The 26,303-nt window shown below is 68.4% G+C and carries 23 protein-coding genes and 5 pseudogenes; 16 read left to right on the top strand and 12 right to left on the bottom strand.

Annotated elements, in window-relative coordinates; translation table 11 throughout:
* The first annotated feature begins 11 nt into the window (after positions 1-11).
* On the top strand, positions 12-137 hold the full coding sequence (locus AB0F58_RS25260; protein WP_357147637.1) for a hypothetical protein: 126 nt from the start codon (positions 12-14) through the stop codon (positions 135-137).
* A 135-nt stretch (positions 138-272) separates the two neighbouring features.
* Complete coding sequence (locus AB0F58_RS25255) at positions 273-881, top strand: TetR/AcrR family transcriptional regulator (RefSeq protein WP_357147635.1); 609 nt, start codon at positions 273-275, stop codon at positions 879-881.
* 709 nt (positions 882-1,590) lie between these two features.
* Here the strand turns inward: AB0F58_RS25255 and AB0F58_RS25250 are convergent.
* The 3 genes from AB0F58_RS25250 to AB0F58_RS25240 all read right to left on the bottom strand — a co-directional run bounded on the left by AB0F58_RS25250 (position 1,591) and on the right by AB0F58_RS25240 (position 4,105).
* A complete protein-coding gene (locus tag AB0F58_RS25250; RefSeq protein ID WP_357147632.1) occupies positions 1,591-2,364 on the bottom strand; it encodes an integrase core domain-containing protein in 774 nt (257 codons plus the stop codon).
* A gap of 512 nt (positions 2,365-2,876) precedes the next feature.
* Positions 2,877-3,590, bottom strand: a complete 714-nt coding sequence (locus tag AB0F58_RS25245; RefSeq protein ID WP_357147630.1) for a spermidine synthase — start codon at positions 3,588-3,590, stop codon at positions 2,877-2,879.
* A 389-nt stretch (positions 3,591-3,979) separates the two neighbouring features.
* Positions 3,980-4,105, bottom strand: coding sequence for a hypothetical protein (locus AB0F58_RS25240; RefSeq protein ID WP_357147749.1), 126 nt, complete (start codon positions 4,103-4,105; stop codon positions 3,980-3,982).
* A 247-nt stretch (positions 4,106-4,352) separates the two neighbouring features.
* Here AB0F58_RS25240 and AB0F58_RS25235 point away from each other — a divergent pair, with 247 nt between their 5' ends.
* Both AB0F58_RS25235 and AB0F58_RS25230 read left to right on the top strand, forming a co-directional pair.
* Complete coding sequence (locus AB0F58_RS25235) at positions 4,353-5,405, top strand: sporulation protein (protein ID WP_357147627.1); 1,053 nt, start codon at positions 4,353-4,355, stop codon at positions 5,403-5,405.
* A 608-nt stretch (positions 5,406-6,013) separates the two neighbouring features.
* Entirely contained in the window at positions 6,014-6,562 is a 549-nt protein-coding gene (locus AB0F58_RS25230) for a hypothetical protein (RefSeq protein ID WP_357147624.1), read from the top strand.
* 396 nt (positions 6,563-6,958) lie between these two features.
* Here AB0F58_RS25230 and AB0F58_RS25225 read toward each other — a convergent pair.
* The 3 genes and pseudogenes from AB0F58_RS25225 to AB0F58_RS25215 form a co-directional block, all read right to left on the bottom strand.
* A pseudogene (locus tag AB0F58_RS25225) lies at positions 6,959-7,216 on the bottom strand (hotdog domain-containing protein); the annotation flags it as partial.
* A 427-nt stretch (positions 7,217-7,643) separates the two neighbouring features.
* Complete coding sequence (locus AB0F58_RS25220; protein ID WP_357147621.1) at positions 7,644-8,114, bottom strand: hypothetical protein; 471 nt, start codon at positions 8,112-8,114, stop codon at positions 7,644-7,646.
* A 242-nt stretch (positions 8,115-8,356) separates the two neighbouring features.
* Positions 8,357-8,975 (bottom strand): annotated as a pseudogene (locus tag AB0F58_RS25215) (site-specific integrase); the annotation flags it as partial.
* Positions 8,976-9,185: 210 nt separating this feature from the next.
* Here AB0F58_RS25215 and AB0F58_RS25210 point away from each other — a divergent pair.
* The 7 genes from AB0F58_RS25210 to AB0F58_RS25180 all read left to right on the top strand — a co-directional run bounded on the left by AB0F58_RS25210 (position 9,186) and on the right by AB0F58_RS25180 (position 15,927).
* Positions 9,186-9,461, top strand: a complete 276-nt coding sequence (locus AB0F58_RS25210) for a hypothetical protein (RefSeq protein ID WP_357147618.1) — start codon at positions 9,186-9,188, stop codon at positions 9,459-9,461.
* Positions 9,461-10,516: a hypothetical protein gene (locus tag AB0F58_RS25205; protein WP_357147616.1), complete on the top strand. Its 1,056-nt coding sequence runs from the start codon at positions 9,461-9,463 to the stop codon at positions 10,514-10,516. Before AB0F58_RS25210 ends, AB0F58_RS25205 begins: the two co-directional genes overlap by 1 nt.
* A gap of 975 nt (positions 10,517-11,491) precedes the next feature.
* Positions 11,492-11,716: a transposase gene (locus AB0F58_RS25200; RefSeq protein WP_357147740.1), complete on the top strand. Its 225-nt coding sequence runs from the start codon at positions 11,492-11,494 to the stop codon at positions 11,714-11,716.
* A 130-nt stretch (positions 11,717-11,846) separates the two neighbouring features.
* A complete protein-coding gene (locus AB0F58_RS25195) occupies positions 11,847-12,608 on the top strand; it encodes an ABC transporter ATP-binding protein (protein ID WP_357147613.1) in 762 nt (253 codons plus the stop codon).
* A 73-nt stretch (positions 12,609-12,681) separates the two neighbouring features.
* A complete protein-coding gene (locus AB0F58_RS25190) occupies positions 12,682-13,986 on the top strand; it encodes an ABC transporter permease (protein ID WP_357147610.1) in 1,305 nt (434 codons plus the stop codon).
* 61 nt (positions 13,987-14,047) lie between these two features.
* Complete coding sequence (locus AB0F58_RS25185) at positions 14,048-15,304, top strand: sensor domain-containing protein (RefSeq protein ID WP_357147607.1); 1,257 nt, start codon at positions 14,048-14,050, stop codon at positions 15,302-15,304.
* Positions 15,292-15,927: a response regulator transcription factor gene (locus tag AB0F58_RS25180; protein ID WP_357147604.1), complete on the top strand. Its 636-nt coding sequence runs from the start codon at positions 15,292-15,294 to the stop codon at positions 15,925-15,927. The genes AB0F58_RS25185 and AB0F58_RS25180 overlap by 13 nt, the downstream gene beginning before the upstream one ends.
* Positions 15,928-16,191: 264 nt before the next feature.
* Here AB0F58_RS25180 and AB0F58_RS25175 read toward each other — a convergent pair whose 3' ends face one another.
* Positions 16,192-16,986 carry a hypothetical protein gene (locus AB0F58_RS25175; protein ID WP_357147601.1) on the bottom strand — a complete coding sequence of 265 codons (795 nt, stop codon included), beginning with the start codon at positions 16,984-16,986 and terminating at the stop codon, positions 16,192-16,194.
* A 65-nt stretch (positions 16,987-17,051) separates the two neighbouring features.
* Positions 17,052-17,929 (bottom strand): annotated as a pseudogene (locus AB0F58_RS25170) (IS5 family transposase).
* A gap of 222 nt (positions 17,930-18,151) precedes the next feature.
* Here AB0F58_RS25170 and AB0F58_RS25165 point away from each other — a divergent pair.
* On the top strand, positions 18,152-18,406 hold the full coding sequence (locus tag AB0F58_RS25165; RefSeq protein WP_357147598.1) for a hypothetical protein: 255 nt from the start codon (positions 18,152-18,154) through the stop codon (positions 18,404-18,406).
* Positions 18,407-18,670: 264 nt separating this feature from the next.
* Positions 18,671-20,704: a copper-translocating P-type ATPase gene (locus AB0F58_RS25160; protein WP_357147737.1), complete on the top strand. Its 2,034-nt coding sequence runs from the start codon at positions 18,671-18,673 to the stop codon at positions 20,702-20,704.
* A 260-nt stretch (positions 20,705-20,964) separates the two neighbouring features.
* Here the strand turns inward: AB0F58_RS25160 and AB0F58_RS25155 are convergent, their stop codons facing one another.
* Positions 20,965-21,177, bottom strand: coding sequence for a hypothetical protein (locus AB0F58_RS25155; RefSeq protein ID WP_357147595.1), 213 nt, complete (start codon positions 21,175-21,177; stop codon positions 20,965-20,967).
* A gap of 90 nt (positions 21,178-21,267) precedes the next feature.
* A pseudogene (locus AB0F58_RS25150) lies at positions 21,268-22,792 on the bottom strand (ISL3 family transposase).
* 260 nt (positions 22,793-23,052) lie between these two features.
* Here AB0F58_RS25150 and AB0F58_RS25145 point away from each other — a divergent pair.
* Positions 23,053-23,217 (top strand): annotated as a pseudogene (locus AB0F58_RS25145) (IS5/IS1182 family transposase); the annotation flags it as partial.
* A 24-nt stretch (positions 23,218-23,241) separates the two neighbouring features.
* On the opposite strand, the gene AB0F58_RS25140 reads toward AB0F58_RS25145, so the two are convergent.
* Positions 23,242-23,823 (bottom strand): hypothetical protein, encoded by a 582-nt coding sequence (locus AB0F58_RS25140; RefSeq protein WP_357147592.1) that lies wholly within the window; start codon positions 23,821-23,823, stop codon positions 23,242-23,244.
* Between the two features lie 133 nt (positions 23,824-23,956).
* Positions 23,957-24,460, bottom strand: coding sequence for a hypothetical protein (locus tag AB0F58_RS25135; RefSeq protein ID WP_357147589.1), 504 nt, complete (start codon positions 24,458-24,460; stop codon positions 23,957-23,959).
* Between the two features lie 142 nt (positions 24,461-24,602).
* Between AB0F58_RS25135 and AB0F58_RS25130 the strand changes: the two genes are divergently transcribed.
* Positions 24,603-24,908, top strand: a complete 306-nt coding sequence (locus AB0F58_RS25130) for a hypothetical protein (protein WP_357147587.1) — start codon at positions 24,603-24,605, stop codon at positions 24,906-24,908.
* 145 nt (positions 24,909-25,053) lie between these two features.
* A complete protein-coding gene (locus tag AB0F58_RS25125) occupies positions 25,054-26,217 on the top strand; it encodes a hypothetical protein (RefSeq protein WP_357147584.1) in 1,164 nt (387 codons plus the stop codon).
* The last annotated feature ends 86 nt before the right edge of the window (positions 26,218-26,303 follow it).

Genomic DNA, 26,303 nt, shown 5'->3' with positions numbered 1-26,303 from the left:
TTGGTGGTGCTGTGTTCGCCGAGGTGCTGCGCCTGCTCCTCGTCGTGGACTTGTTGGTCCGGGCGGCCGTTCTGGCCGGTGTGCTCGAGGGCATGTGGGTCTCCTCCTCGCCCGGGCTCGCCACAGCCGACGGATGAGCCGATCGTGGCGCCTCCCTGCGGGCCGACGTTGAGGTCTCAACGTTGGTTGAGATCAACATCGACCAGGTAATGAAACGTAGGCCGTTTCATTATAGGATCGGTGACGACCAGTTGTCGATGAGAGGAACCGTGATGAGCGCCAGCCTGCCGCAGGCGCCCCGTCGCAAGCGGGGTCGCCCGACCGAGGCGGAGCGGATCCGGCGGCGCGACGAGATCCTGGATGCCGCAGTGCACCTGTTCGTCGCAGGCGGGTTCGGTCAGGTCTCGCTTGACGACGTGGCCGCGACAGCCCATGTCGCCAAGCGCACCATCTACAGCTACTTCGGCGACCGGACCGAGATGTTCGTTGCCGCTGTCGAACGGCTTCGCCACCGCACCCTTGGCCCGGATGGCGGCGAAGACGACACCCTGACCGGGCTCGCGACCAAGATCGTCTCCGCGTTGCACTCCGATGATGCGATCGGGCTGCACCGGCTGATGGTCACCGAGGCCCACGCCTTTCCCGACCTGGCCAAACGGTTCTACCGCGACGGTCCCGAGTCCTACATCCGGGCACTCGGCGAACGTCTCCCTGAGCCGGATCCCGACCTGGCGCGTGCGCTGTTCACTCTCCTGCTGGGTGAACCGCACCGTCAGCGCCTGCTCGGTCTGCGGGCCGCGCCAACCCGAGCCGAGGCGCGAGGGCATGCGATCGCCGCGCTCACGCACCTGGGGCTAGACGACGCTCCCACCGCGACTTGATTGCCTGCACGGTCACCAGGGGGAGACCCGCGCGCGTGCGGGGACGACGCACGCGCGAAGGCCGAGCGTGGCGGCGTGAACGGAAGATTCCTGCGCGTGCGGGGACGACGTCCTGCTCATCGAAGGAGGGCCGGACTCGAGCTTCCCCGGTTTGCCGGAGGGAGGACTACCTGGCGCCGGTTCGCTCAGGCTGAACGACAGCTGTCTCGGTCTTCCTGGCCTGGTGGGTGTCCAACGATATCGGGGTCACCGTCTCAGGGGGGTACGGTATCGATCTCCCCTCGGACACAATTTAGTACATGATCCACTAGGGTTGACCTGAGCGGACACCGTGCGGGCCGTCGGCCGGTAGGTCAGGGTCAGTCCCAGTTCGCGGTAGATTCGGCCCTTGTCTGTGGGATCGGCGGCGCGTAGTACGTCGATGATGTTTCCCAGGGCTTGCACGATGTGGCGGATCTCGTCCGTGCTCATGGTCCGGCGTCCGGTGAGGCGACGCAGGTTTGCCTCGGCGGTGGCTCTCTCGGCTTCGACGTTGGCGATTCATCGGCTGACGACGGTGGGGTCGGTTGTAGGGGGCCAAAACCCGGTTCCAGTTGCTGACCTGCGAATTCAAAGATCCGGTTAAGCGGCCCGGTGGTACTCGTTGATGACCCCGCCCAGTCGTCGTCGGCGTCGGACCACGCCGTCGATCGGCATCACGATGCCCGGCTCACGGTTGGGTGGTACCTGCCCGCGCCCCTGGTGGCCGATGGTGATTGAAGTGTCGGACGTACTCGGTCAGTACCACCCTGAGATGCCGCTGGCCGTAGATCAGGACGTGGTCGGTGCACTCCTCGCGCATGCTGCGGCCCCTTCGTTCGACGAAACAGTTCGCCTTCGGTGTGCGCGGCGGTGTCTTTACCACCTGTACGCCCTCATCGGCGAGTGCGGCGTCGAACGATGCGGCGTATTTGGTGTCGCGGTCGCGGATCATGAACCGGAAGTCGCTGGTGCGTTCTCCGAGGTCCATGAGCAGGTTGCGGGCCTGCTGGGTCACCCACGCCTGGGTCGGGTGCTCGGTCACGCCGAGCAGGTGGACCCGGCGGGTGGCGATCTCCATGACGACCAGCACGTACAGGCGGCGCAGCCATACGGTATCGACGTGGAAGAAGTCGGCGGCCAGCAGGCCGGTGGCCTGGGTACGCAGGAATGTCCGCCAGGTGGTGTCGGTGTCGCGAGGTGCGGGGCCGAGGCGGCCACGGGCCAGGACTCGGCGGATGGTGCCGAGACCGACGCGGTGGCCCAGTCCGAGCAGTTCGTCCTGAATTCTCTTGTGGCCCCAGCGGGGGGTTGTCCCGGGCCATTCGGCGGATGAGCTGGCGGGTCTCGTCGCTGACAGGCGGTCGGCCGCCGCGGTGGGGGTAGGTCCAGCGACGTTGGACCAGCCGGCGGTGCCAGGCCAGCAGGGTCGCCGGGGCCACGATCCGGTGGGCGCGGACCGCACGGGGCAGCCGCCGGGCCAGCGCGGACAGGATCGCCCGGTCTGGCCAGGACAGGCGTGGTCGGCCGTGGACCTGGCGGCGCAGCACCGCGACCTCATGGCGAAGGGCCAGCAGTTCCGCGAGCACGACGTTGTCACTTCGGGCCGCGTGCAGCAGGGCGTCGAGCACGCGGATCGTGACCAGATAGATCAATCGAAACACCATGGTCACGAAGGTGCCCCGAACTCACGAAGCCCTAGCTCACAGCAGGTGCGACAGGTACTGGCACCGTACACGCGCCAGAACAGCCCACTACCAGCGAAGACACCGACTCAATCAGCTACGGCTGGAGTATTGAGCCAGAACTTTCGCCACCGCAGGACCCCGCCGGCGAGAGCGTCGAGGCCTGCGGCCACGGAAGCGATCACGTTGGGAGCTGTGCACGAGGCGGGCTTCGTCCGGCGAGCGCTACCCACGGCGCTTCGGCCGCCGCTGCGGAATGGAATATCGACCGGGTGGACGCGACTCGTCTGGGCTACCGGCCTGCGACGTAGACCGTGTTGGCGGCCTCGCCGCCGGTCAGGTGGTTGGCGAATGTGACCACGTGCGCCCGCGCGGTGACGAACACCTCGCCGAGCATGGCGGTGATCCGGTCATCCGGCGGGTCGTCCGACCAGAGCGCGAAGACTCCGCCAGCCCGCAGATGGCCGGCGAGCCGGCGCAGACCGGCGGGGGTATAGAACGCGCCATGGCTCGGGTGCAGAACATGTCGGGGTGAGTGGTCGATGTCGACCAGGACGGCGTCGAAGCGCCGGCCGGGCCTTTCCGGGTCGAAGCCGGCCGGGTCGTTCACCATCGCGAAGAAGTCACCCTGCGTCAGAGAGCTGCGCGGATCCCCGGTGAGCCGGCTGGCCAGCGGCAACGCACCACTTCGGTGCCAGCAGATGACCTCGCCCAGCGCCTCGACCACGGTCAGCGTCCGTACCCGCGGGTCATCCAGCACGGCTGCGGCGGTGTACCCGAGGCCGAGACCACCGACGACAACGTCGAGGTCAGTTCCGTGCAGCTCGGCCAGGGCGAGCCGGGCGAGCTCGCTCTCGGCCACCGTGAACAGGCTCGACATCAGGTATTCGTCGTTCAGTTTCACCTCGTAGACGTCGACGTTGAGTGTCGGATCAAGCCGGCGTCGCAGGCTGATGGCACCCATCGGCGTCTCACGCCAGTCGATTTCCTCGAAACGGCGTCCCACTGAATCTCCCTTGCGTTCGGCTGGTATCGGTTGCGCGAGCATGAGTTGCCTATCCGAACGCCAGGAGAAAATCCAGGGCCATCCCGCCCCGCCCGGTGCAACCGACGGACCTCCGCCCAGTCCTCCACCCTCAGCACCTCCCGATGCTGCCAGAAGGAGTCGAAGTTCAGCCGGAATCACAGGCTCAGTTTCCAGGCGGAGCCGACATGTGGGGCGAGCTCTGCGTGGTCGGGCCACGGTCGCCCCACCGCCCCGGCTGACAGGGACCGGCTGTGCTGGAGGTCGCAGGGCGGATCGAATGGTCACCACCGAGGCCCAGCCAGGTGCAGATCGGGCCCGGGGTGAACACCGCGCCGTCGAGCAGGTAGCCGTGGTCGGCCTCGAGCGCGTCAAGCACCTCGGGCAGCGGGCCCGGCAACCTGCTTGACGTCGGTCAGGCCATCTTCCTTGACGACGGCCTGACCCTTGCCGACGGTGCCTGACTCGGCGTCGTCACGGTCGGTCAACGGCGTCACAGCAGACGCCCTTCCTCGGCGCCGCCAGTACCGGCGCGGTGGGTTGCGTCCACGGGAGGAGGCCGACGAGGAGGACAAGCGCACCTGACCGTCCGGCCGTACTCAGCTTCTTGCCAGGTGGCGTTGTCAGCTTCCCGACCGCGACGCATCCACTGTGGATGTTGTCGGGCTCGTCGCGGCACAGGCACTCCGCAGCGGTTCTGCGGGGCCGGGTGTCGCGGGTCGCTGTCGTCGGGAGAAGAGGCTCGTGGTGTTCAAGAAGATGCTGGGCGCGTTCGGGGTGGGCGGCCCCAGCGTCGATGCGGTCCTGTCCAATCCGAACGTCCGTCCGGGGCTGGTGCTCGACGGGCAGGTGAACCTGACCGGCGGCAGCCACGATGTGGAGATCGACCACATCACCGTCGGTCTGGTCACCCGGGTGGAGACGGAGGGCGCGGAGGAGGAGTACGACGCTCTCGTCGAGTTCCACCGCGTCCAGGTCGCCGGTGGCCTGCACCTGCGTGAGGGGCAGCACCTGTCGCTGCCGCTTCAAGTCGCGGTGCCGTGGGAAACCCCGGTGACCGACCTGTACGGGCAGAACCTGCACGGCATGACCATGGGCCTACGTACCGAGGTGGCCATCCGCGGCGCGGTCGACAAGGGCGACCTCGACCCCGTGTTCGTGCACCCGCTGCCGGTGCAGGAGCGCATCCTGGAGGCGTTCGGCCGGCTCGGCTTCCAGTTCAAGGGCGCCGACCTGGAACGTGGGCACCTCCTCGGCGTGCACCAGAGCCTGCCGTTCTACCAGGAGATCGAGTACTACGCCGCCCCGCAGTACGCCCACGGCGTCAACGAGGCCGAGTTGACCTTCGTCGCCAACGAGCACGGCGTGGACGTCGTGTTGGAGTTCGACAAGCGTGGCGGCCTCTTCACCGGTGGCCACGACTCGTTCGGCCGCTATCACGCCGCGCACGCCGACGCCGACCGCGTCGACTGGACCGCGCAGGTCGACACCTGGGTCCGCCAGGCCCTGGACGGCTACCAGAGCCTGCACGCCGGCCACGGCTACGCCCCACCCACGCAGGGCTACGGCGCTCCCGGCTACCCGCCGCCGGGCTACGGTCAGCCCGGCTACGGCGCTCCGGGACACGGACACGTGGCCTACGGCCACCCGGGCGATCACTACGAGGAGCACCACGAGCGGCGTGGGCCCGGCATGGGCGCGGTCGCCGCCGGCGTGGTCGGTGGCGCGGCCCTCGGCTTCGCCGGCGGCATGGTCGCCGACGAGGTCTTCGACTCCTTCGGCGACGACGAGGGCTGAGAATCCCTTTGCGCCATTCGGCACTAATACTCCAGCCGTAGCTGACTGATTCGGTGTCTTCGCTGGTAGTGACCTGTTTTTGGCCCGGTACTGGTGTCGGCGCCGCCATCGTGACCATCGATGGATGTGGTCGAAGGGTCGCGTGGTGGTGATCAGGTGTGCCAGGAGACGGCGGACCTCGCCGAGGCTGAGGGGCCGCGGTGTGCAAGCAGCATGCGGAGCTTTACACCAAGGCCGCCGAGGCGGCCAAGCACGTACGCGGGGCGCAGGATCCCGGCCACCTGGCCCCGGGTGGGACCCCCGCGCGACATTCTGGCGTTCGTCAGCCAGTTGGCCAATCTCGTGGGCCGGCCAGAGCGATCTCGCCTCCGCCGCCGGCGAGGAACGGGACGCCTTCATGGCCGCCCGCCGAGCCGTCGCCGTCGCCATTGCCGCCGCCGTCGATCGACTGTTCCCCGCCTCCGTCTCCGCGACCGGACCGGGCCAGGGGACTGCGGCCGGCGGCGTGGATTGAGCGGCTTGACCGGCCAGCGCAGTCGGTGCAGGTGGGCGCCCGACGACTGAAGCTCAGGCCGGTCATGCAGCCGCCACCCGCTAGGCTGCCGGCCATGGACGTCGCCGACGACAGTGAGCGGGTCGCCGCGTCACTCGTCCGTCGGCTGGACGGGTTGACCTTCCGGGACGCCGCAGCCGACCAGGTGACCGCGCTGATCATCGACTCGGTGGTCGAGTGGGCACGTGCTGAAGGCTGGCGGGTCTATCGCCGGGCGGCCAGCGTCCTGCCGCTGCCCCCACCACTGTCCGGACAGTGCTCCGTACTCGACGTCGCCTGTGCCCGACCGAACGGTCCGCCCGTGGTCGTCGAGGTGGACCGCACCGACCGGCGGCGCACCGTGGAGAAACTCCTGGCGGAGGCGGCGGCGGGCCGCGTCCCGATCTGGGTGCGCTGGGGGACGGGCCGATTCGTCGCACCACCCCCGCCGGTTCGTCTGGTCACCTGCGTGGTGACCCGGGGACCGGGCCCGGCGGGGCAGGTCCGGCTCTTCTCGCGGACACCGGCCAGCGACCGGCCGCCACCGGCGCACTCCGTGACTCCGGTCGGCAGTACGGACGCCCTCGCGCTGCCGATCCCGCTGGACGACGGCCGCCCGCGCTGAACGTGCGGAGCGCGGAGCGCGGCCGCAGATGTTCGCCGGTGCGGTCGGTCGAGTCTCCCGCGAGGCTGATCGCGGTCGAGGCGTTCCGATCCGGCCCCTGATCGCCGCCGAGAGCCTCGTCTTTCGAAGGTTGCTGGGCAATCGTCGGTGCTGGCCCGGGATGCCCTGTGCGTGGGCGGCTGGGCCGGACGCGGAGCGGGAGGGGTGGCGTGCTCTGTGGAACTGCCCCATCTCCGGGGCAGCTCCACAGGTCACCCGGACAACACCTCACCGGAGAGGCAAGGTCTCTTCCCCGCCAGTCGGGTTGCCCCTGTCCACCCGAGTTGCCCGTCCAGCGCGGGCACGACCGATGGCGGCAGCCGGCCGGGCGGGCTGCACCGGCGTACCGGCCGATCGTCAGGGCTGACCCGGACGCAGCGTGACGAAAAGTGCGTCGCCCTCGGCGCACACGGTGTCCCCGTCGCGGAGCTCGGCACGCAGGAACCGCTTGCGGCCCTCGACCCGGTCGGTCCATGCGGTGAAGGTCAGCGGTCGGCTGATGCCGACGACGGCACGGTAGTTCGTCGTGAGGTACGCCGTGCGCGACGGCGGCATGCCCTCGGAGTTGGCCAGCCAGCCGAACAACTCGTCGAAGAGCAGCGGGATCGTGCCCCCGTGGGCGGCACCACGGCCGCCGAGGAAGAAGGTGCCGAAGGACGCCCGGCCGGCGAGTCGCTCCGGGGGTGTCGCCTCGTCGACGACGTACCAGGGGGGCCTGACCTGCCGACGCGAGCGTGGGGGACCGGCCGTAGTGGCGGCGGCTCTCCGGCACGGCGAATCGCCGCAGGTCCTCGGTCCAGCGGGCGAGGTCGTGGCGCAGGCGCTCGCCGGACTGCTCGTCGGGTGCCGCGCTGGCGAGCGCGTCCAGGAAGTGCCGGAGCCGGGTGACGACGGCGTCGTGTTGCGTCAGCGAGGTTTCAGCGGTCACCGTCTCGACGCCTTCTCGAAGTCATGTCGGTAACCCTCGTTGAACGCCTTCGCCATCACCTTCAGCGACCGCTTCCCGGCCGCTGAAACCTACTAACAAGATCGCCGGAAACGGTCAGGTCAGGCTGCTGAGGAGCTGGCCGGCCACGGCGTTGCCTCGACCGTGGAGGCGGGCGAGGATTTGCCGGCCACTGTCTGCGGTGGGGCCGGAGCCGCGCAGCGGGTTCGGGGTGCGAGTGGGGATGGTGACCAGGAACTCGGTGACTGCGGTATCCATCCGCTCGCTGGTGGGGTTGGAGGAACGTTCGCGGTCGGCGAGCCAGCCGACGGCGTCGTGGACGAACGCTGCCGCGGCCGGCTCCTGGAAGAAGCGGACGGCTGCGTAGGCGAAGTCGTCGTGGTCCATGTGCTCGCCGAACCACGTCGACCACGCCGGCACGGCTGCGTGGATGGCGGCTGTCTGCTGCTCGCTGACCGGCGAGTGCCCCCACTCGCCGAGGCCGGCGACGGCGAGCGTCAGGACGCCCGTGCCGGAGTGGCCCTGCCAGGTGCTGGCGGTGGTGGCGGTGGTGGCGAAGTCCAACATGTCTGCGACCAGGGCGGGAAACGCTGCTGGCCACGGGTCCCTCGTGCAGGCGGTGCTCCAGACCTGGCTGAGGTAGTAGTCCACCCAGGAGGAGGCAGTGGCGCCGAGGGTGAGTATCGGCTCCCAGATCGTCCGGGCCTGTGCGGCGTCGGCGCTGATCGTGACATCGGCGAGTAGCCCAAGAGCGCGACGTTCCTCGTCGTAGGGGTACCGGGAGGAACGATCGGCGGCCTTGGTCGGGGTCAGCCCGGAGGCGAGGAACGTCGCGAGGTCGGCGGCGAACTCGACCGCTCCGGGCCAGGCCCCTTGTTGTCTGGCTGGTGTGGACGGTGGGTGTCACGTGGGTGCCATTCGGGTGTCATCACGTTGCGTGGCCGTGCGGCCTGTGGCGGGTTCGTGACCTGCGGCTTCGCGGGTGTCTTCCGAGCCGGAGTATGTGCCGCCGGTCGGGGCTTGGGCCGGTTGCGGTGGCTCTTCTTTCGGACCTTGGCGGGTGCGGCGGGCTGCGGTGAGGACGAGGTGGGCGGTGGCGTCGGCATAGTGTCGCTGTACCTGGGGTAGGACGGTGGTGTAGGTGTCGGCGGTGATCACGATGCTGGAGTGGCCGAGCAGGTCTTGCAGGGTTTTCAGGTCGGCGCCGGCTTGATGGGCCAGGGAAGCCGCGCCGTGCCGCAGGTCGTGCAGCCGCACGGGTGGTAGTTCGGTGCGTTCAACGAGTTTGCGGAAGCGGGTTGTGGCGTAGTTCGGGTTGATCGGCTGCCCGTCGGGGCGGGTGAACACGTACCCGGAATCGGTCCAGGGTCGGCCGTCGTCGGCGGCTTGGGCACGCTGATCGAGTTGGCGGCGCCGGTGGGCGCGCAGTGACGAAGAGGGGTGGCTCGCGGAGGGCGAGGACGACTCGGGTGATCCCGGCGGCGATGATCAGCTTCGGGACCGCCGGCAGACCCGCAGAGGCGGGCGCCACCGGGTGACTGGGGTCGTACGGCTCACCTGGCCCAACGCTGTTCCGCGTTTCCCCACGGACCTGCTGCGGGAATGGGTGAGCCACCCCTTACTCCCGGCTTTTTGGCCATGGTGGTACTGGCCGGCGGCTGGTTGGTGTGGGCGTTGCTGGCCACCGCCGTCGCGGTTCGTCTCTACACCGCCATCGCCCGGCTTATGCGGTGGCTGGCATCGATACACCTGCCCCGGTCGCTGCAGGCCCTGACTGCGGCGATCCTCGGAGCCTCCGCCATCGCCGCCACCGCGACCGGCACGGCCCACGCCACGCCCACACACGCCACCGCGACAGCCTATGATCCCGCACCAGAGGCTCTTGCCGTGGACCTGTGGCGGAGGTTGGTCTGATGACGTTGCGCTTCGATGACGCCGCGCTTCACGTCCCCGTCGATCCTGCGCTCGCCCGTGCGGAGGGTCGCGAACTGGTACGTCATGAAGGCGGACGTTTCGGCGAGGCCGCAGCCGGGAGCCGGATCGTGTTCCAGGCCGCCGTACTTGTGGTCGGTGCGGGGGTGCTGGCCGCCCTTTACGTGCTAATGGTGCAGCTCATGTTCGGGGCACCCGGCGCCGATGCCACGACGGTGGTGATCGCGGGTCTCATGGTGGTTCCGCTCGCCGTGATGCAGGTCCGGGGTGTCGTCCGGGGGCGTCGGGCCTCGGATGTCGGCTGGTACCGGCTGAGGCGCTTCACCGAGGCGAATGGGATGTCCTACAGAGCCATCGAGAAGAATCCGGTTCGACCGGCGGCTTTGTTCCGTGTCGGATCGTCGCGTGCCGCGGGCGATCTGGTGACCGCGACTGCGGATCTTCCGTTCGAGGTCGCGAACTACGCCTATGACACGTGGGCGGGGCGAGCGCGTTTGCCGCATACGGCCTGCTACGCCATGTTCACCCTGCGGACAGCGTTGCCGCCGATGACGCTGGTGACCGCCGCGCGAGATCTCCCGTCGTGCCCATGGAAAGTACTGCCATCGCACCGACCGCTGGTGATAGGCGGCTCGTTCGACGTGCATTTCAAGGTCTTTTGCGCACCGCAGGATGACGAAGCCGTCCGGAGGCTGCTCGCCCCCGCAGTGCAGGAGACGCTCGTCGAGTTCGCAGGGAACTGCGATGTCGAGATCGTCGACGGGCGCGTCTTCTTCATCGCGCGTCGGGCGCTGCCGAACACGGATCCCGCATTCTGGGAGTGGATCGAGGATCTCGCCGCGTTGGTGGACGAGCAACTGGACCGGCAGGTTGGTTCTGCCGTGCCGGGGATGCGCGTCGCGGATGAAGCGCGTCGATCGCGCAGAGCAACGCTGTTCGCGAGGACGAAGGTGCGTGGAACCGCATTCGTCGGCTGTCTGATCCCGTTGCTGTTCGGAGTCGTCGCGGTGGCTGTTGTCAGCGCAATCATGCGGTAGGCGCACGCTCGACCACGAAGGGGAGGGGCTCGGTGCGATCGGCGTGGTGTGGGAGCCGGGGCGTGCGGGCCCGGACTCGCGGGAGCGGCCTCGACTGCCACAGGGGACTGCCCCCGGTTCGGTTGACTCCTGACCTGTGAGGATGTATGTGTTCCTCGCGGGAAGGATATCTGCCATGCCGAAAGCGTTCCCTCTGGAGTTCCGCCGTGAAGTGGTCGCGGTCGCCCCTAAGGGCGAGGCACCGCAGCCGTGAACAACCCAATCGACGTCACCGCCGGCCGTACCGGCGCGAACTTGCCTTCTGCGGGTGCCGAGACGTTCCAGCGAGAACTGCCCGCCTAGGAGCGGGTGGAGCAGCCCGCGGAGGCATTCCGCGAGTACCGCGACACCCAGCGCTGGATCGCACCACCAGGGATGGAACCCGCCCGGCCGGCATGCCCGGAAGCCGCGCTTCGTGCCTGCCCCTGGTCCGGCTGCTCGGGGTTGCTCCATGGGTGCTCGGACGTCGGGAAACCAGCCGGGACGGGCCGGACTGTGCCGGACTTCCTGCTTTGTTTCCGAGCGGAGTTCGTTGCGAAGTCCATAGCTGAGAACATGGACCTGCTATAACGCTTACGGGTTGGGTTGGATGTGGATGGACTGGGCCGGATGAAATCCTCCGCGCATTGAGGGATCTCACTACGGATCAGAAGGTTGTGGGTTCGAGTCCCTTCGGGCGCGCAAGATCACAAGGGGGCTGACCTGCAGAAACGGCGGTCAGGCCCCTTCGCTTAAGCGTCCCTTCTGGACGTGTGGGTGCTCGTGCGACGGCCATCCCTCGCGTCCCGCCCCGTCCGGTAGTGCCCCGCTCGGTCCCAGCACTTCTTCTGTTCCGCCGAATGCGGTAGGTCTGGTTGTTCCAACGGTGGCGAGGGCTGTTCCCCTTGCGATGGGTGCTCGCCCGGTTGCGCTGAGGTCAGCTACGGTGGCTTCGTTCTGCGTCGATTTGGCTATCACCCCTCGTGGGTGTTGGCCTACTTCGACACCGACCCGCACCGCTACGGCATCAGCAACGGCGGCACCGAAGCGATCAACCTCATCATCGAGAAGACTCGCCGCCTGGCCCACGGCTTCCGCAACTTCGGCAACTACCGCCTCCGCATGCTCTTTGCCGCCGACGGGACTCGGCCCTGGCGCAGACCACGCCGCAGGTCAGGGTGAGCTACCCACCCACAGATCCGAAGACCCGGCTTCGCCGGCCGAGCGGTCTGGTGGAGGTATCGCTGGCGTTACCTCTGATTGGGGTGACAGCATCATCGACTGGGGACGAGTGACGTCGTGAGATGGATGTATGGCTTCACATCCGTCCCCGTCACGCACAGCCCCCGCGATCCAGGCCGACCAGATCGTCAGGTTCCCGAGTGGCGGCGGGCAGCAGGACCCGATCCTCCGGGGCTGCTCTCTCGATCTCACCGGCGGCGGCCTTACCGCCGTCGTCGGTCCCAGTGGCGCGGGCAAGACCTCCTTGCTCTACTGCCTCAGCGGCCTCGACCGCCCCGACCAAGGGCAGGTTTCGATCAACGGGACAAACCTCTATTCCCTCGGCGACGAGAAGCGCACTCGGTTCCTCCGGCAGACGGCGAGCTTCGTCTTCCAGCAGTACAACCTCATCGGCTACCTCACCGTCGAGGAGAATGTTCGGCTCCCGCACGCCCTGGCCCGCCAGGCAGTCGACAGTGCCGCCGTCGATGGCATCCTCTCCCGCTTCGGCCTGCTCGAGAAGAAGGCGTCGAAGGTGAGCACGCTCTCCGGCGGCGAGCAGCAGCGGGCGGCGCTGTGCCGGGCGATCCTCATGAGCCCGTCGGTGATCTTCGCCGACGAGCCCACCGGCGCGCTCGACACCGCCAACACCGGAATCGTGCTCCAGGTGCTGCGTGAGCTGGCCACCCAGGACTGCTCGGTCGTCATGGTCACCCACGACGTCGAGTCCGCGGCGCTGGCCGACCGGATCGTGTTCATGCGCGACGGAATGATCGCGCATATGACTGGGCGGCTCGGCGTCGACGAGATTTTCCACACCATGGCACGCCTCGGAGGAGAGCCGCATGCATAAGTACGTCCGCCGGATCCTCTTCTCCGACCTCGGCAGCTGGTGGCCGGCGATCGTCACGGTCGCCGCGGTCACCGTGCTGGTCGGCCTGTGCGCGACGCAGTTCGCCTGGACTCACGACGACCGTTTCGTCGCCGCGGTCGAGGCGCAGGGCCACTCGATCACCGAGTTCACCATCGTCGCCGAGACGATCTACATGCTCGTCGCCGCTCTGGCGCTGTTCTCGCTCACCGTCGTCGGAACCGCGACCGTCGAGGCCACCCGACGCACCTTCTCCCAATGGCGTCTCGTCGGTGCCAGTCCCAGCGACGTCCGCCGTAGTATCTGGGCTCTCGTCGCTACAGCCTCGCTCATCGGCGCCGTACCCGGCTCGCTCCTCGCGATCGCCGCCAGCTACCTCGTCGTCCCGGCGTTCAACCAGATGGCCGCGCCGGGCTTCGACGCCCCGACGCTGCCGCCGTCCATCCTCGCCTGGATCCTCTCCCTGGTCCTCGGCGTTCTCACCTGCCTGCTCGGGGCCTTCGGCCCGGCGCACCGGGGCTCGCGGACCCAGGCGATCGAGGTCTTCCGCGACATCCCACGCTCCCGCCGCAAGGGCTGGTGGTGGCGGGCACCGGTGGCGGGGCTCTTCCTCCTGTCCTCGCTGGGCATGATCGTCGCCGCGGCCGTCATGAGCGCACAGGAAGCCGGAGTTGCGGTGATGTTCAACCTCGCCATGAACGCCGGTGTCTGCGCGGTCATCCTGATCTATATCATCGGCCCGCTCATTGTCCCGGTGATCCTCGCCGGCCTCGGTCGCTTGGCCGGTGCAGCGGGCAGCGTCACCGGCAGGCTCGCGGCCAAGGCCGCCATCGAGAGGGCGGGCACGAGCGCGAACACCGTCGCCCCGCTGGCAGCGGGCATCGGCGGAGTCGGAGTCATGCTCATTTCGGTCGAGTCAACCGCCGCTGTCGTCACGACTCTCGACGGCTCGACCGAGACGAACCTCGCCGACACCCTCGTCATGGCCGCCCTGAGCTCCTTCGTCCTTCTCGTCACCTCTGCCGCAGTCGTGTCGCTGGCCTCGCGCGACCTTGAACGGGAGCACTCGCTGCTGCGGATCGCCGGGATGCCGAGCCGGCCCATCACGGCCTGGTACGCCTGGCAGGCGTACCTGCTCGCCCTGACCGGCATCGTGCTCGCCATCGTGCCCATCACCATCACCGTAGCGACGACGGCCATCAGCTCCAGCGCCTACGTCGGCCATCCCATCGTCTCCGTGCCGTGGACGGCCTTGGTCCTCGGGTTCGTCCTCAGCTGGCTCATCCTCTTCCTTGTCCAATGGTGGCCCGCACGGTCCTCACTGCGCGCCGACGTCGCCGTGGGCCTGCGATCGGCGTGAGGAACGTGGTGCCGAGATGAGACGACAGGAGAGCCCAGGTGCGCCCGTGACAATGGGAGGCATGCGAGAAGAACAGCCGAGTGCCACCACCCCCGGTCTCGCGCTGCGTCGCCACCCGATCGGGCTGCTGTTCACCTCGTGGCCATGGCGCTCCCTCGCTCATCTGCTGAGCACGCCGGTCATCGCCGTCGTGTGGCTGGTGAGCTGCTGGCCGCTGCTCGCACTGGCCGGCGTGCCGCTCGGGCACGTCGAACGGCACCGGCTCCGGCTGCTCGACCGGGGCGCGATCCCGAACCCGCACGCCCCTGCCTCGCACGCGGGACTGCGGGAATGGATCCGTGCCCGGTCCCGGGAGCGGATCACCTGGACCGAGCTGCTGCACGGGGTGCTCCTCGTCCCGCTGTCGGCGCTGAACTTCGTCGTGCTCACCCTCGTGCTGTTAATGCCAGGCATGCTCACCGCATCCAGCGGGCTGCTCGTCACCTTCAGCATCCTCGGAATCGACCCGGCCACCGTCGACCCGAACACGACCGAGATCCAGCGCAACCCCATCGCCCAAGCCCTGCTGTGCCTCCTCGGGCTCGCGCTCATCGCCGCGGGTCTGTACGCGGTCACCCTCGTCGCGGAAGGACAGCGCTACCTCGCCCGGCCGCTCATTACCGAACCGACCGCAGAACTCACCGCCCAACTCGATGATCTCACCCGTTCCCGTGCCCGGGTCACCAGCGCATTCGACGCCGAACGACGCAGAATCGAACGGGACCTGCACGACGGCGTCCAGCAGCGCCTCACCGCCCTGATGATGACGCTCGGATCGATGCGGTACCAGCACGACCGCAGGAACGACATCACCCACCTCATCGAGCAGGCCGGCACCGACGTACGCCGCGCCGTCGAAGAGCTCCGCGAGATCGTGCACGACATCTTCCCCGCCGCCCTGCGCGAGAAAGACCTCACCGGGGCGCTGGACGACCTTGCCGCCAGGACTGAGACTGCCGGGATCAGCACCGAGGTCAGCATCGACCTGCCCGAGAACATTCCCGGCGAGGCGCAGGTCGGGGTGTACTTCGCCGCCAGCGAGCTGTGCACCAACATCCTCAAACACGCGCGCGCGACCCGCGTCCTCCTCCTCGCCCACCACGCCGACGGCCGCATATTCATCACCGTCGAGGACGACGGAGCCGGCGGAGCCGACCCCAGTGGCACCGGCCTGCTCGGCGTCATCGACCGGATCGAAACCCTCGGTGGCAACGTACGGCTCACCAGCCCGATCGGCGGGCCGACCCGGATCACCCTGGAGGTCCCATGCGCATCGTGATCGCCGAAGACGCCGCCCTCATCCGTGAAGGCCTCCGCGCCCTACTCGAAACAGCCGGACACGAAGTGGTCGCCGCCGTCGAGAACAGCGACGACCTGCTCGAAGCCGTTCACACGCACCACCCAGACACTTCCATCGTGGACGTGCGCATGCCGCCGACCCACACCGACGAAGGCATCCAAGCCGCCCGCGCCCTCCGGCTCGTAAACCCAAGCGAACCGATCCTGGTGCTCTCCCAGATCGTCTCCGGCCGCGCCGCCGCAGACCTCCTCACCACCGGCGACGGCGGCATCGGCTACCTCCTCAAAGACCGCGTCGGCAACGTCGAAGAATTCCTCGACGCCCTCGACACGATCGCTGCCGGCGGTGAAGTCATCGACCCGCAAGTCGTCCGCAAGCTTCTCCGGCACCGCTCCCGTCTCGAAGACCTCACCCCACGCGAGATCGACGTGCTCGCGCTCATGGCCGAGGGCAAAACCAACTCCGCGATCGCCCAGGCGCTCGTCGTCAGCGACGCCGCCGTCGCCAAGCACATCAACCGCATCTTCGCCAAACTCCACCTTGACGCCGACGACACCTCGCACAAACGAGTCCGAGCTGTCCTCACTTACCTCCAGCAGTAGAGGGGCATCGACATACTCCCCGGAAGCGACACCTCCTCGTGCCGCGAAGGAGTCGTTCGGTGGGTTGGCGGTCGGTCGGGTCGCCGGAACGTCCTCGCCGGCTTTGTGCACCACCTCAGCCGGTTACAGACGTCCTTTAGCCTGTCCCGGTGTTTTGGGGGATGGGTGGCTAGGACCTGTATCAAAATGCGCCTTTGGCGGCGTCGATGTGTGGCTAGGGCCTGTATCAAAACGCCTTTGGCGGCGTCGATGTGTGGGCGCGGTTTAGTAGGAGCGGTCGACGCGGGGTATGACCGGATCAATGGGTTGGGCGGGACTGTTCTGGGCTTCGTACCAATCGGCGATGTTGAAGGTGATGTCACAGTTGCAGCAGGTCGCGTCGCCGAACAGGTACGTCAGTCCATCCGCCAGGACTGAGTCGCCGCACGCGGCGGCGGTATCGTGCATCCGCTGGCGGAACACGTCGAGGATCGCGGGGTTGGCCGGACGTATTGGGATTCGGTGAATATCGCCTGCCCATTCGTCGCGGATCGCCGAGTAGCGACCGTAATCGCCGATCACGATCATCAGCAGTGTGGCGCAGTGTGGGCATTCGATGCGGTAGTGCTCGTCGGAGAAGTCAAGACTGATCGTGGCCCAGAACGTGTAGCCGGCAAACGCGGCAGCTGCCTGGAAGTACCAGCGGAATTGGTCGCCGGTCATGCCTGGAAGGCGTGACAAGGTGAGGTGGTGCAGGGTGGCCAGGGCAGACGGATCGGCGCGCACTAGATCGTCATCGGTGTGATGCCGGTGCAAGGTCATGATGATCATCGACGCAAGCTGGATGGCTGCCTGACGGTGTTCCTCGGCGCCCATCTGGGCTAAGGCACTCAGGCGCGGCAGGGCCGCATAGCCTGCCGAGTACCAACACTCGCCCTCCGTGATCAGGCGATTGTTCAGTTCCTTCCACAAGTCAGCGCTCGGCTTCCGCTCCAGCCGATCCAGCAACGCCATAATCTCGTCGTGCGGAAGCTGCTGGAGGTCTCGCTCGGACCAATCGACCATGCGATCAGTCAACACGACACAAGCCGGACCGCTTCCTGGTGGGTCTAGATCAAACTCGGTTAGGACCTGTGTCGAGTCGGTCACAGCCATTCGTTGATGGCGGCGAGGTGGATGGTGGCTTCGTAGCGGACGGCCAGCTTGTCGAAGCGGGTGGCCACGGCTCGGTTGCGCTTGAGCCGATTGATGCCGCACTCCACGGCGTGCCGCTGTTGGTAGAGGTGCGGATCGAAGGCTGGCGGCCGGCCGCCTTTGGATCCCTTGGCCTGGCGATGTGCGTCCTGGTCGGCTTTGCTCGGGATGGTCGCGGCGATCCCTCGCCGGCGCAGATACTGCCGGTTCGCCCTCGACGTGTACGCCTTGTCGGCCAGAACCCGGTCCGGACGGGTCCTCGGCCGGCCCGTGGTCAGCCGTGGGACGCGGATGGCGGCCAGGACCGGAATGAACTGCGGGCTGTCGCCGCGATGTCCGGCGGTCAGCACGATGGCGAGAGGCTTCTGGCCTTGCTCGCAGCCCAGGTGCAGTTTCGTGGTCAACCCACCCCGGGAGCGGCCGAGCGTGTGATCAGCCGGCTCGACGCTGATGCCGCCGGGTGGTTCGGCCTGCAGATCCCCCTTTTCCTCGCCCCGGCAGCGTGCTGGTGGGCACGCGCGCTGGTCGAGTCCACCGACACGTCTCAGGTAATCCGCCCGCCCGCATCGGCGAGGGCCTGCAGCGAGGTCAGAACCCTCTTCCAGGTCCCGTCGCGCTGCCAACGGCGGAACAGGGCATACACCGCCGACCAGGAGCCGTACTGCGGTGGCACGTCCCGCCACGGGGCACCCACCCTGATCCGCCACCGCATCCCGTCGATCAACTGCCGCCTACTCCACAACGACGGACGACCCGGCCGCGTCGGCGTCGGCAGCAACGGCTCCAGCACCGCCCACTGCACGTCCGTCAGGTCGCACCGCCTTGTCACCGCACTCCGCTCGGACCCAGAAGCGGCTGCGCCGGCCTGACCCTCTACAGGTCATCCGCGAGTTGCAACGACTCCTCGCGACATGGACCGGCGCCTGTATCACCTGCCACCAACCCGTGAAACCGTTACACCGCAACAAACGCCCCCGAACCTAACAAAGCACTACTAGTGGGCTGTGGTCGTCGCTGGGGATGTCGTGGGGGTTGCTGCGGCACTGGTGGGGTGCTGATCAAGCTCGCGCTGGTCGTCGTGGCCAGCGTCGTGTTGTGGCAGCAGCTTGCCCCGATCGGCGCACTCGCCGCCGCCGCCACTGCGGGCCCGGTGGGGTACGCGTGGTTGCCGATGCGGCTGTCGCTGGTCGTGCATGCCGCCGGCGGGCTGCTGGTCGTGCTCGCCGCGACGGCCCTGACCATTGACAAGCCGCGAGGCATGACGCGCTACAGCTATCGCCGCACCCGGGCTGGCACCGAGCGCTAAATCCGCAGGGTGTCTCGGCGGTGCATGGAGTCAGCTGCGGAGGGTAGCCGCGAGCAGTCTGAGCCGGCGCGTTCACCCTCATCGAGTGGGGAGTGATCCGCGAGACATCGACACGCCTGGCAAGCTATACCCCTGGGGGGTATGTTCGTTGCCCTGAGGGAGGCGATGACGATGTCGCACGAACACCAGGCCATGCCGACGTCGGCAGGCAGTCACACGGACACCGACGGGCGGCAGGAGCGCCACGGCGACCACCACGGCCACATGGTTCACCACCGCTCCGGTCACGGGGGGCATGACAAGCACGCCGGGCACGATCCGGAGATGTTCCGCCGCAGGTTCTGGCTGAGTCTGGTCCTGACGGTGCCGGTCGTGGTGACCAGTCACATGGTGATGGACTGGTTCGGCTACCGGCTTGACTTTCCCGGTGTCGGTTGGGTGGCGCCGGTGCTGGGCACGGTGGTGTTCGCCTGGGGTGGGTGGCCGTTCCTGCAGGGCGCGGTGCAGGAGATCCGGGACCGGGCGCCGGGGATGATGCTGCTGATCGCGATGGCGATCAGCGTGGCGTACGTGGCGTCGCTGGCCACCGCGCTGGGCGCGTTCGACCTGGACTTCTGGTGGGAGCTGGCTGCCCTGGTCACGATCATGCTGCTGGGGCACTGGCAGGAGATGAAGGCGATCGGCCAGGCCCAGGGCGCGCTGTCGGCCCTGGCCGCGCTGTTGCCCGACGACGCCGAACGCCTCGACGCGCAGGGCCAGCCGCAGCGGGTGTCTGCGGTCGAGCTGGGAGTCGGGGACGTGGTCCTCGTCCGTCCGGGCGGACGGGTGCCGGCCGACGGCACGGTCGTCGACGGCGGTGCCGAGATGGACGAGTCGATGATTACCGGGGAGTCCCGGCCGGTCACCCGGACCACGGGCGACCGGGTGGTCGCCGGCACGGTGGCCACCGACGCGGCGATCCGGGTCCGCATCGACGCCGTCGGGGAGGACACCGCCCTGGCCGGCATTCAGCGCCTGGTGGCGCAGGCGCAGCAGTCCAGTGGTCGGGCGCAGGTGCTCGCCGACCGGTTCGCCGCGTGGCTGTTCTACATCGCCACCGCGACCGCCGTGGTGACCGTGCTGGCCTGGACGGTGCTGGGCAACCTCGACCAGGCCGTCGTCCGAACCATCACGGTGTTGGTGGTCGCCTGCCCGCACGCCCTCGGTCTGGCCATCCCGCTAGTGATCGCCTTGTCCACCGCAGTGGCGGCCAAGGGCGGCATCCTCGTCAAGGACCGCCTGGCGCTGGAGCGGATGCGCACCGTCGACGCGGTGCTGTTCGACAAGACCGGCACCCTGACCCGCGGCGAACACGTCGTCACCGGCGTGGCCGCCACCGGCGCCGCCAGCGACCACGAGGTTCTGGCCACCGCTGCGGCGGTGGAGGCGGACAGCGAGCATCCCTTGGCCCGCGCGATGGTCGCCGCGGCCGCCGACCGGGGCCTCACCCGCCGGGCCACCGGCTTCCAGTCGCTAACCGGACGCGGCGTGCGCGCCGACGTCGACGGCACCCCCTACGCCGTCGGCGGACCCGCCCTGCTGCGCGAGCTGCGGGCGACCGTCCCCGACGACCTGCGGCATCGCCAGGACGACTGGTCGCGGCGCGGAGCGGCGGTGCTTCACCTACTGCGCCTCGACGACGATGGGGCGATCGTTGTCGGCGCCTTGGCGCTGGAAGACCAGGTCCGTCCCGAGGCCCGGCAGGCCATCGCCGAGCTACGCGAGCAGGGTGTTCGCAAGATCGTGATGATCACCGGTGACGCCTGGCCGGTTGCCGAGGCGGTCGCCGCCGACCTGGGGTTCCGTCCCGGTGAGGACGAGGTGTTCGCCGAAGTGCTGCCCGCTGACAAGGACGACGCCGTCGCGGACCTACAGAAGCGGGGTCTGAGGGTGGCGATGGTCGGCGACGGCGTCAACGACGCCCCCGCGCTGGCCCGCGCCGACGTCGGCATCGCCATCGGCGCCGGCACCGATGTCGCGATCGAGTCGGCCGGGGTGGTCCTGGCCTCCTCCGATCCGCGCGGGGTCACCGGGGTCATCCGGCTGTCCCGGGCCTCCTACCGCAAGATGATCCAGAACCTGGCCTGGGCCGCCGGCTACAACGTGGTCGCCCTGCCCCTGGCCGCAGGCGTGCTCGCCTGGACCGGTATCACCCTCAGCCCCGCCATCGCGGCGGTGCTGATGTCCGCCTCCACCATCGTCGTCGCGCTCAACGCCCAACTCCTGCGCCGGGTACGACTGCGCCCGACGGCCGAGTAAGCACCCCGGTGTCGAGTTCTGGCGAAGCCGGCCGCCGGCGGCACGCTAGCGTGAAGGCCTTGACAGCGCGAGCAGCACGAACCGGGCCTCTGGTCCGGCTCGTGCTGCTGGCCTGCACCCTGCTCGGTCTGGCCGCGATGCACAGCCTCGGCCACGATCCCGCTCGCGGTAGATTCGGCCCTTGTCTGTGGGATCGGCGGCGCGTAGTACGTCGATGATGTTTCCCAGGGCTTGCACGATGTGGCGGATCTCGTCCGTGCTCATGGTCCGGCGTCCGGTGAGGCGACGCAGATTTGCCTCGGCGGTGACTCTCTCGGCTTCGACGTCGGCGATCCATCGGCTGACGACGGTAGGGCGGTGCCGCTGTCGAGGGCGGCGCGGTAGCGGTCGAGTCGGGTGTTGCAGGTGACGAGGGTGTCCTTCGCAGCCTTGATCGCCTGGTGGTCCGTGTCGTCGTGTCGGGCGTCGGCCATGGCTTGGATGGTGGCGGTGAGCCGACCGGGGGGAGAGGGTCTGTCAAACGAACGGCCCTGTCTCACATTCGGTGGTGACGGAGGGTGCTGCTATCCGAGGAGGATGCGGTGGCGAAGCAGGGTGAAGCCTGCTCGTCCGTGCATTTGGCGTGCAATCCGTTTGGTCTTGGTGTTGACGCCTTCGGTGGGCCGTTGCTGTAGGGCAGTGTGAGCGCGGCGTTCACGGCGTCGCGGTCGCGTTCCAGGCCCCGGGTGAAGGCGTGTAGATGAGGCAGGACGACCGCGCGGACCTGGACGATCCAGAGCGAGAGCACGTCGGTATGTCCTGCGTGGGGCGTCAGGAGTTCGGCGAAGCCCCGGACAATGGCGGCCAGTTGGGTCATCTCGGGGCAGGCTGCGGTGAGCCGTGCCAGAAGATCGCGATGCTCGGGCTTGAGGTTATCGGGCCTGGTCAGGATCATCCGGGCGAGCCGGCGTGGGGAGATGTGGCTGCGGTCGGCGTCGGCGCGGCCCTGGTTGATGTATTTGTGCATAAGGTTGAGGCAGCCGGTGAAGCCGAGGGCCTTGATCTCGTCGAGGAGGTGCTTGACGGGGACGGCGGGGTCTGCGGCCCGGCGTGTGCGCAGGTGCTCGCGGTAGGGGTCGACGAGGCTGGCGCGGTACTTGGGGACGCGGAGCATCCGCTCGGGCCGGTCGGTGCGTGCGTAGCGTTTGACGGTGTTCAGGGACAACTGCAGACGGCGGGCGCATTCGAGCAGGCCCACGCCCTGGTCGAGCAGGTCGTGGACCTGCTGCCAGCGTTGCAGATTGGTTCGGGCGCGGGGCCCGTCGTAGATGGGTGCCTCCAGTACGGGGCCCAGCAGCTGCTGTGCGCCTTCACCTCGCTCCGGGTGCAGGTGTGCCACAGGTGCCACCTGTCCGCGACCTGCACCGCGTGGGGCAGGGCGCGGCGGATCGCTTCGGCGTAGGTGGCCGAGCCGTCGCGGCACACGACCTCGACGCCGGGGCGCTTGCGCAGCCACGCTTGCAGCGTGTCGGCGGCGCGGTCGGGCAGCACGTCGATGCGCTCATGTGTCTCGGCGTCGATCAACACGGTGGCGTAGCGGTGCCGCCGGCGCAGAGCGAGATCATCAACGCCGATCACGCGAGGTACCCGCCTGGTGGGCAACGGGATACGCAGCAGGACGCGCAGGGCCGTGTGACGGGACAGGCCCATGGCGAGTATCGCCAGCAGACGCGCCCCTGCACGGCCTGCCAACTCCTTGACCACGGCTTTGACCTGCCGAGACAGACGGGCCGTGCGGTGTTGGTATCGCTCCAGCACCCCGGGCACCTGTTCGCGGAAGGTGTGGCGGCAGCCGCGCGTGGGGCACACCAGCCGCCGCACCCGCACACGGACCACCACCCGACGCCCGTCGACCGGAACGTCGGCCACCGCCCGCCAGTGATGGCCGTGCACCCGTCCCGACGAGGCCCCGCACATCGGGCAGACCGCCGTGTCCTGCGGCGTCCGGGCCCGCACCACGATCCCCCCACCCTCGTCGATCACGTCCTCGACGACCAGCGGGAACAGCCCCGAGAACACCACCTGTACAAGCTTGTTGACGCCCTCCACACAGGAGGTGACGACGCCTCGCCAACCTCCGTCACCACCGAATGTGAGACAGGGCCGTTCGTTCTACAGTCCCGTCGCGACCCACGAAATGCCAGGGTCTGGTGCTGTAGATCATCACACTGCCTATGGGCGGAGCACATCGGAGGGGATGGAACGCCGAACTCGGCGTCCGCTTCTGCCGAGATGCGTGCGTCCGTGTGGACTCCCGCGCGGAGTCCTCGGCCATTCCCGATCAGCGGAGGGCGCATTGGCGTGACTACGTCGAGTCCTCCGAACAACTGGGCCGGCACCGGTGGATCGTCGAGTCCTGCCTGGCCTGGCTACAGAACGACCGCCGACTCGTACGCCGCTACGAACGCAGGCCGTTCCATGCCTCCGCTGACCTCGGCTACCGCCGACTCACCAAGAACAACCATCTGGAATGAGCCTTAATTGCCGCGGAATGCGCCTTACCCCGCGAAAGGACTGGCGTGACCGGCGGGCCGCATGGACAGCACGGACAACGACAGCAGCAGGATGCCGCCGATCAGGAAGTAGGTACCGGAGGCCACCATGTAGGCCAGACCCAACTCGGGATTGGCCGCCTTGGCTCCCCATTGAACGATTTCGCCGCCGACGGCGGCCGACAGCAGCAATCCCAGCAGCGGGGCGGCCGCTCGGCCGAGGCGGAAAAGCTGCGGATTACCGCACAGCACCGCAGTCGCCACTACCAGCGCCACCAGGCCCAGCATCGGGGTCAGGAAAGGAAGGTCCGTGGTCCGCAGCGCAGAGACCGGATCACCGTTCGAGGCCAACGGCGCGAACATCGCCACCATCATCGCGAGGAATCCGGCACCGGCCATGATGTGGGGCAGCGGCGAGGACAGCCCGTTGGGCGATGCCGCCGTCGCGGCCCCGCCCGGCGCAGGAGGTGTCGTGAAGGAAGGCGGCGGGGCGGGCTGCGCGGGCGCCGGCTGCGACGAGCCCTCGGCCCGGGGAGGTTGGCTCGGCGGCACCGAAGGACGGGTGCCCTCGTGGTCTGCAGCTGTCACCCCTGCATTATCGCAGTCGACTGCAATCGACCGGGCTCAACCCAACCTAAGGAACGCTTTGTAACCCGTTTGCCCGCCACGGGTACGGGTATTGCTGCGCGCTCATGCCGCGATCAGGGTGGGGAGCGTGGCGTCAGTGTGCCGTCGGTGCCGGCCTGCGGCGAACCCGCCACCACACCTCGACGAGGATCGGTGGCAGCGCGATCGCGGCACCGGCGAACGCAAGTGCCCGGGTGCGTCGTTGCTGGATCTCTTCACGTAGTTCTTCGTGAGTGGCATGGTGTTCGATGACGTCGCCGCGGGACCGTACGCATTCGTCGCCGGGCCCGATCAAGACATCGTGGTTGGCCGGGTTGGCCTCGAAGCAGGCAATCCTGGTCGGCTTCAGTTCCCAGTTGACGCGTTCCCAGTCGACGTCGAACCACGACTGCGACGTGCACACGTCGCCGGAGCAGGAGGTTCGTACCGGCAGCTCCCAGCCGGAACGCAGCATGAGAGCGCCGACGAGCAGGCCCAACAGGACAGAGCTGAGGGAGACGACCGCGCGCATGTCAGGTTGGACTGCTGGCAGTCGTGCCTGGTTCCACCAGAGGCTTTCCAAAGTGCTTCTTCCCGCGTTCGCCTCGGCGTACTCCATCGAGACGAGCGCGAGATTGCTTTACCTACGTCGAATCCCATGTGGGCTTTCTAACGGGCCTACCCTGTCGAGGACCACACGCAATCATCTGCCGCTTCAGGTGGGGCTGGCGTTCATCGCAGGTGGTGACGCACGGTGATGTATGGCTATCTCTCCTGCTTCCGCTTCCCCTGTCGTGCTGGCCGATCAACTCGTTGTGCGCGCCGCAGTGTCGGCCTTCCTGGGTCGCTACCGTGGCCAGACTCGCGTCCATACCGAGTCCGACCTGCGAGTCTTCCTGCGCTGGTGCGCCGAGCACGGCCTTGACCCGTTGGCTGCGGCGCGGGTGGATATCGAGCGGTACGTGCGCTGGCTGCAGACGTCCGCCGGTACCAGCACTCGGCGCGGGATGGGAGCCTACGGTGTCGCCGAGGTCCGCCACGCCTCGGTGACGCACAACTCGTCGTAATCCCACCAGCCATCGCGCTTGCCGGTGTCGAGCAACTGACGCACGGCTGCGATCACAGGCTGCCCCTGGACCGTACGGGGCGTGCCGAGAACAGTGTCACGGCCTGTGTTACGGCAGTGAACTTGCCAAGGTTATTCTCGCGACCATGGAACGGGACGACCTGCGAGTGACCGCCGACGCCTACATCCGCACGGCGGTGGCGCGTGGGCGGTCCACCTGTACGCAGATCGTCGAGGACACCGTTGAGTATCTGCACGGGTATGCCGCGCCGGGCGAGTTGCGGGGCCTGGCCTGGCGGTTGGTTGAGCCCCGGTTCGTCGAGCATCTGGCAGTGCAGGCGGGCTGGCCGGAGCGGACCGACAGCGACCGGCTCACCGATGCGTTCCGGGCGTTGGATGCGGCCGGGATCGTGGCGCGGGAGGACTTTGCCTGCTGCCAGAACTGCGGCACCGGCGAGATTGGCGGGGAGGTGCTGCCGAACTTCCCGGCCCGCGGCTACGTGTTCTACCACTACCAGGATGCCGAACGCGCTGCCGCGGGCGACGAGTTGTGGCTGGCCTGGGGGCGCTTCGAAGCGCCGCCGGACGCCGAGCTCGGAGCCGAGATCGTCGCGGCGCTGCGGGCGCAGGGGCTCACCGTCGACTGGGACGGCGAGCCGGGGATGCGCATCCGGGTGCCGATGACGTGGGCGCGGCGGCGCCTGGGACGGTTGGCGGCGTACGCCACGCCCCAGCCCGGCGAGCGCGAGGTCGTGTTCGAGCCGCCGGGCGGCCGGATGCCGGTGCCCATGCCGGTGGCGGCGGTGGCCGCGGTGGAGCTGCCGTGGCTGCCGGACGGCAAGCCGGCACGCGTAGACGGCATCGAGGTGACCCGGCACCACCACCTGCTCTCCTGGGGCGACGGCCGCTTGGCAGGGCGGTTCCAGGGTCTGAGCGTGCTGCACGGCGCGGCCGACCGGCAGACGCCGGCCGGTGAGCCGGGACTGATCGAGGTCACCTACCAGACCAACCCGAACGGGCCGAACGAGTCCGACGGGCTGCCGCTGCGGTGGGACGAGACCGCCGAGATTGTGCGCCGGATGCCCACCCGCACCGGCTCGTGGCTGTCGGCGATCACCCCGTCGGGCGGGATCGTGCAGATGTCGTGGGACGACGGGCAACTGTGGCTGGAGACGCCGCATCCAGACGAGGCGACCTCGACCGGCACGCACGCCACCGTGCAGGAGGCCGAACGGATGCTGCGGATCCTCGCCGAGGAGGACCGGGTCGCGATCGCCGAGTTGCCGGGCGCTGTCCGCCGCCCCTGGTAAGCCGGTGTACGCGGCGCGGGACGGCCGCTGAATCCTGGCCTCCGCCAGCGCTGCCGCGCCGTAGCCGCGCGGTATCGCTGCCCCGG

Source organism: Micromonospora sp. NPDC023956, from assembly GCF_040639195.1.
Lineage (GTDB): Bacteria > Actinomycetota > Actinomycetes > Mycobacteriales > Micromonosporaceae > Micromonospora.
Note: the sequence above shows the minus strand (reverse complement) of the source record. Positions and strands in the feature narration are given on the sequence as shown.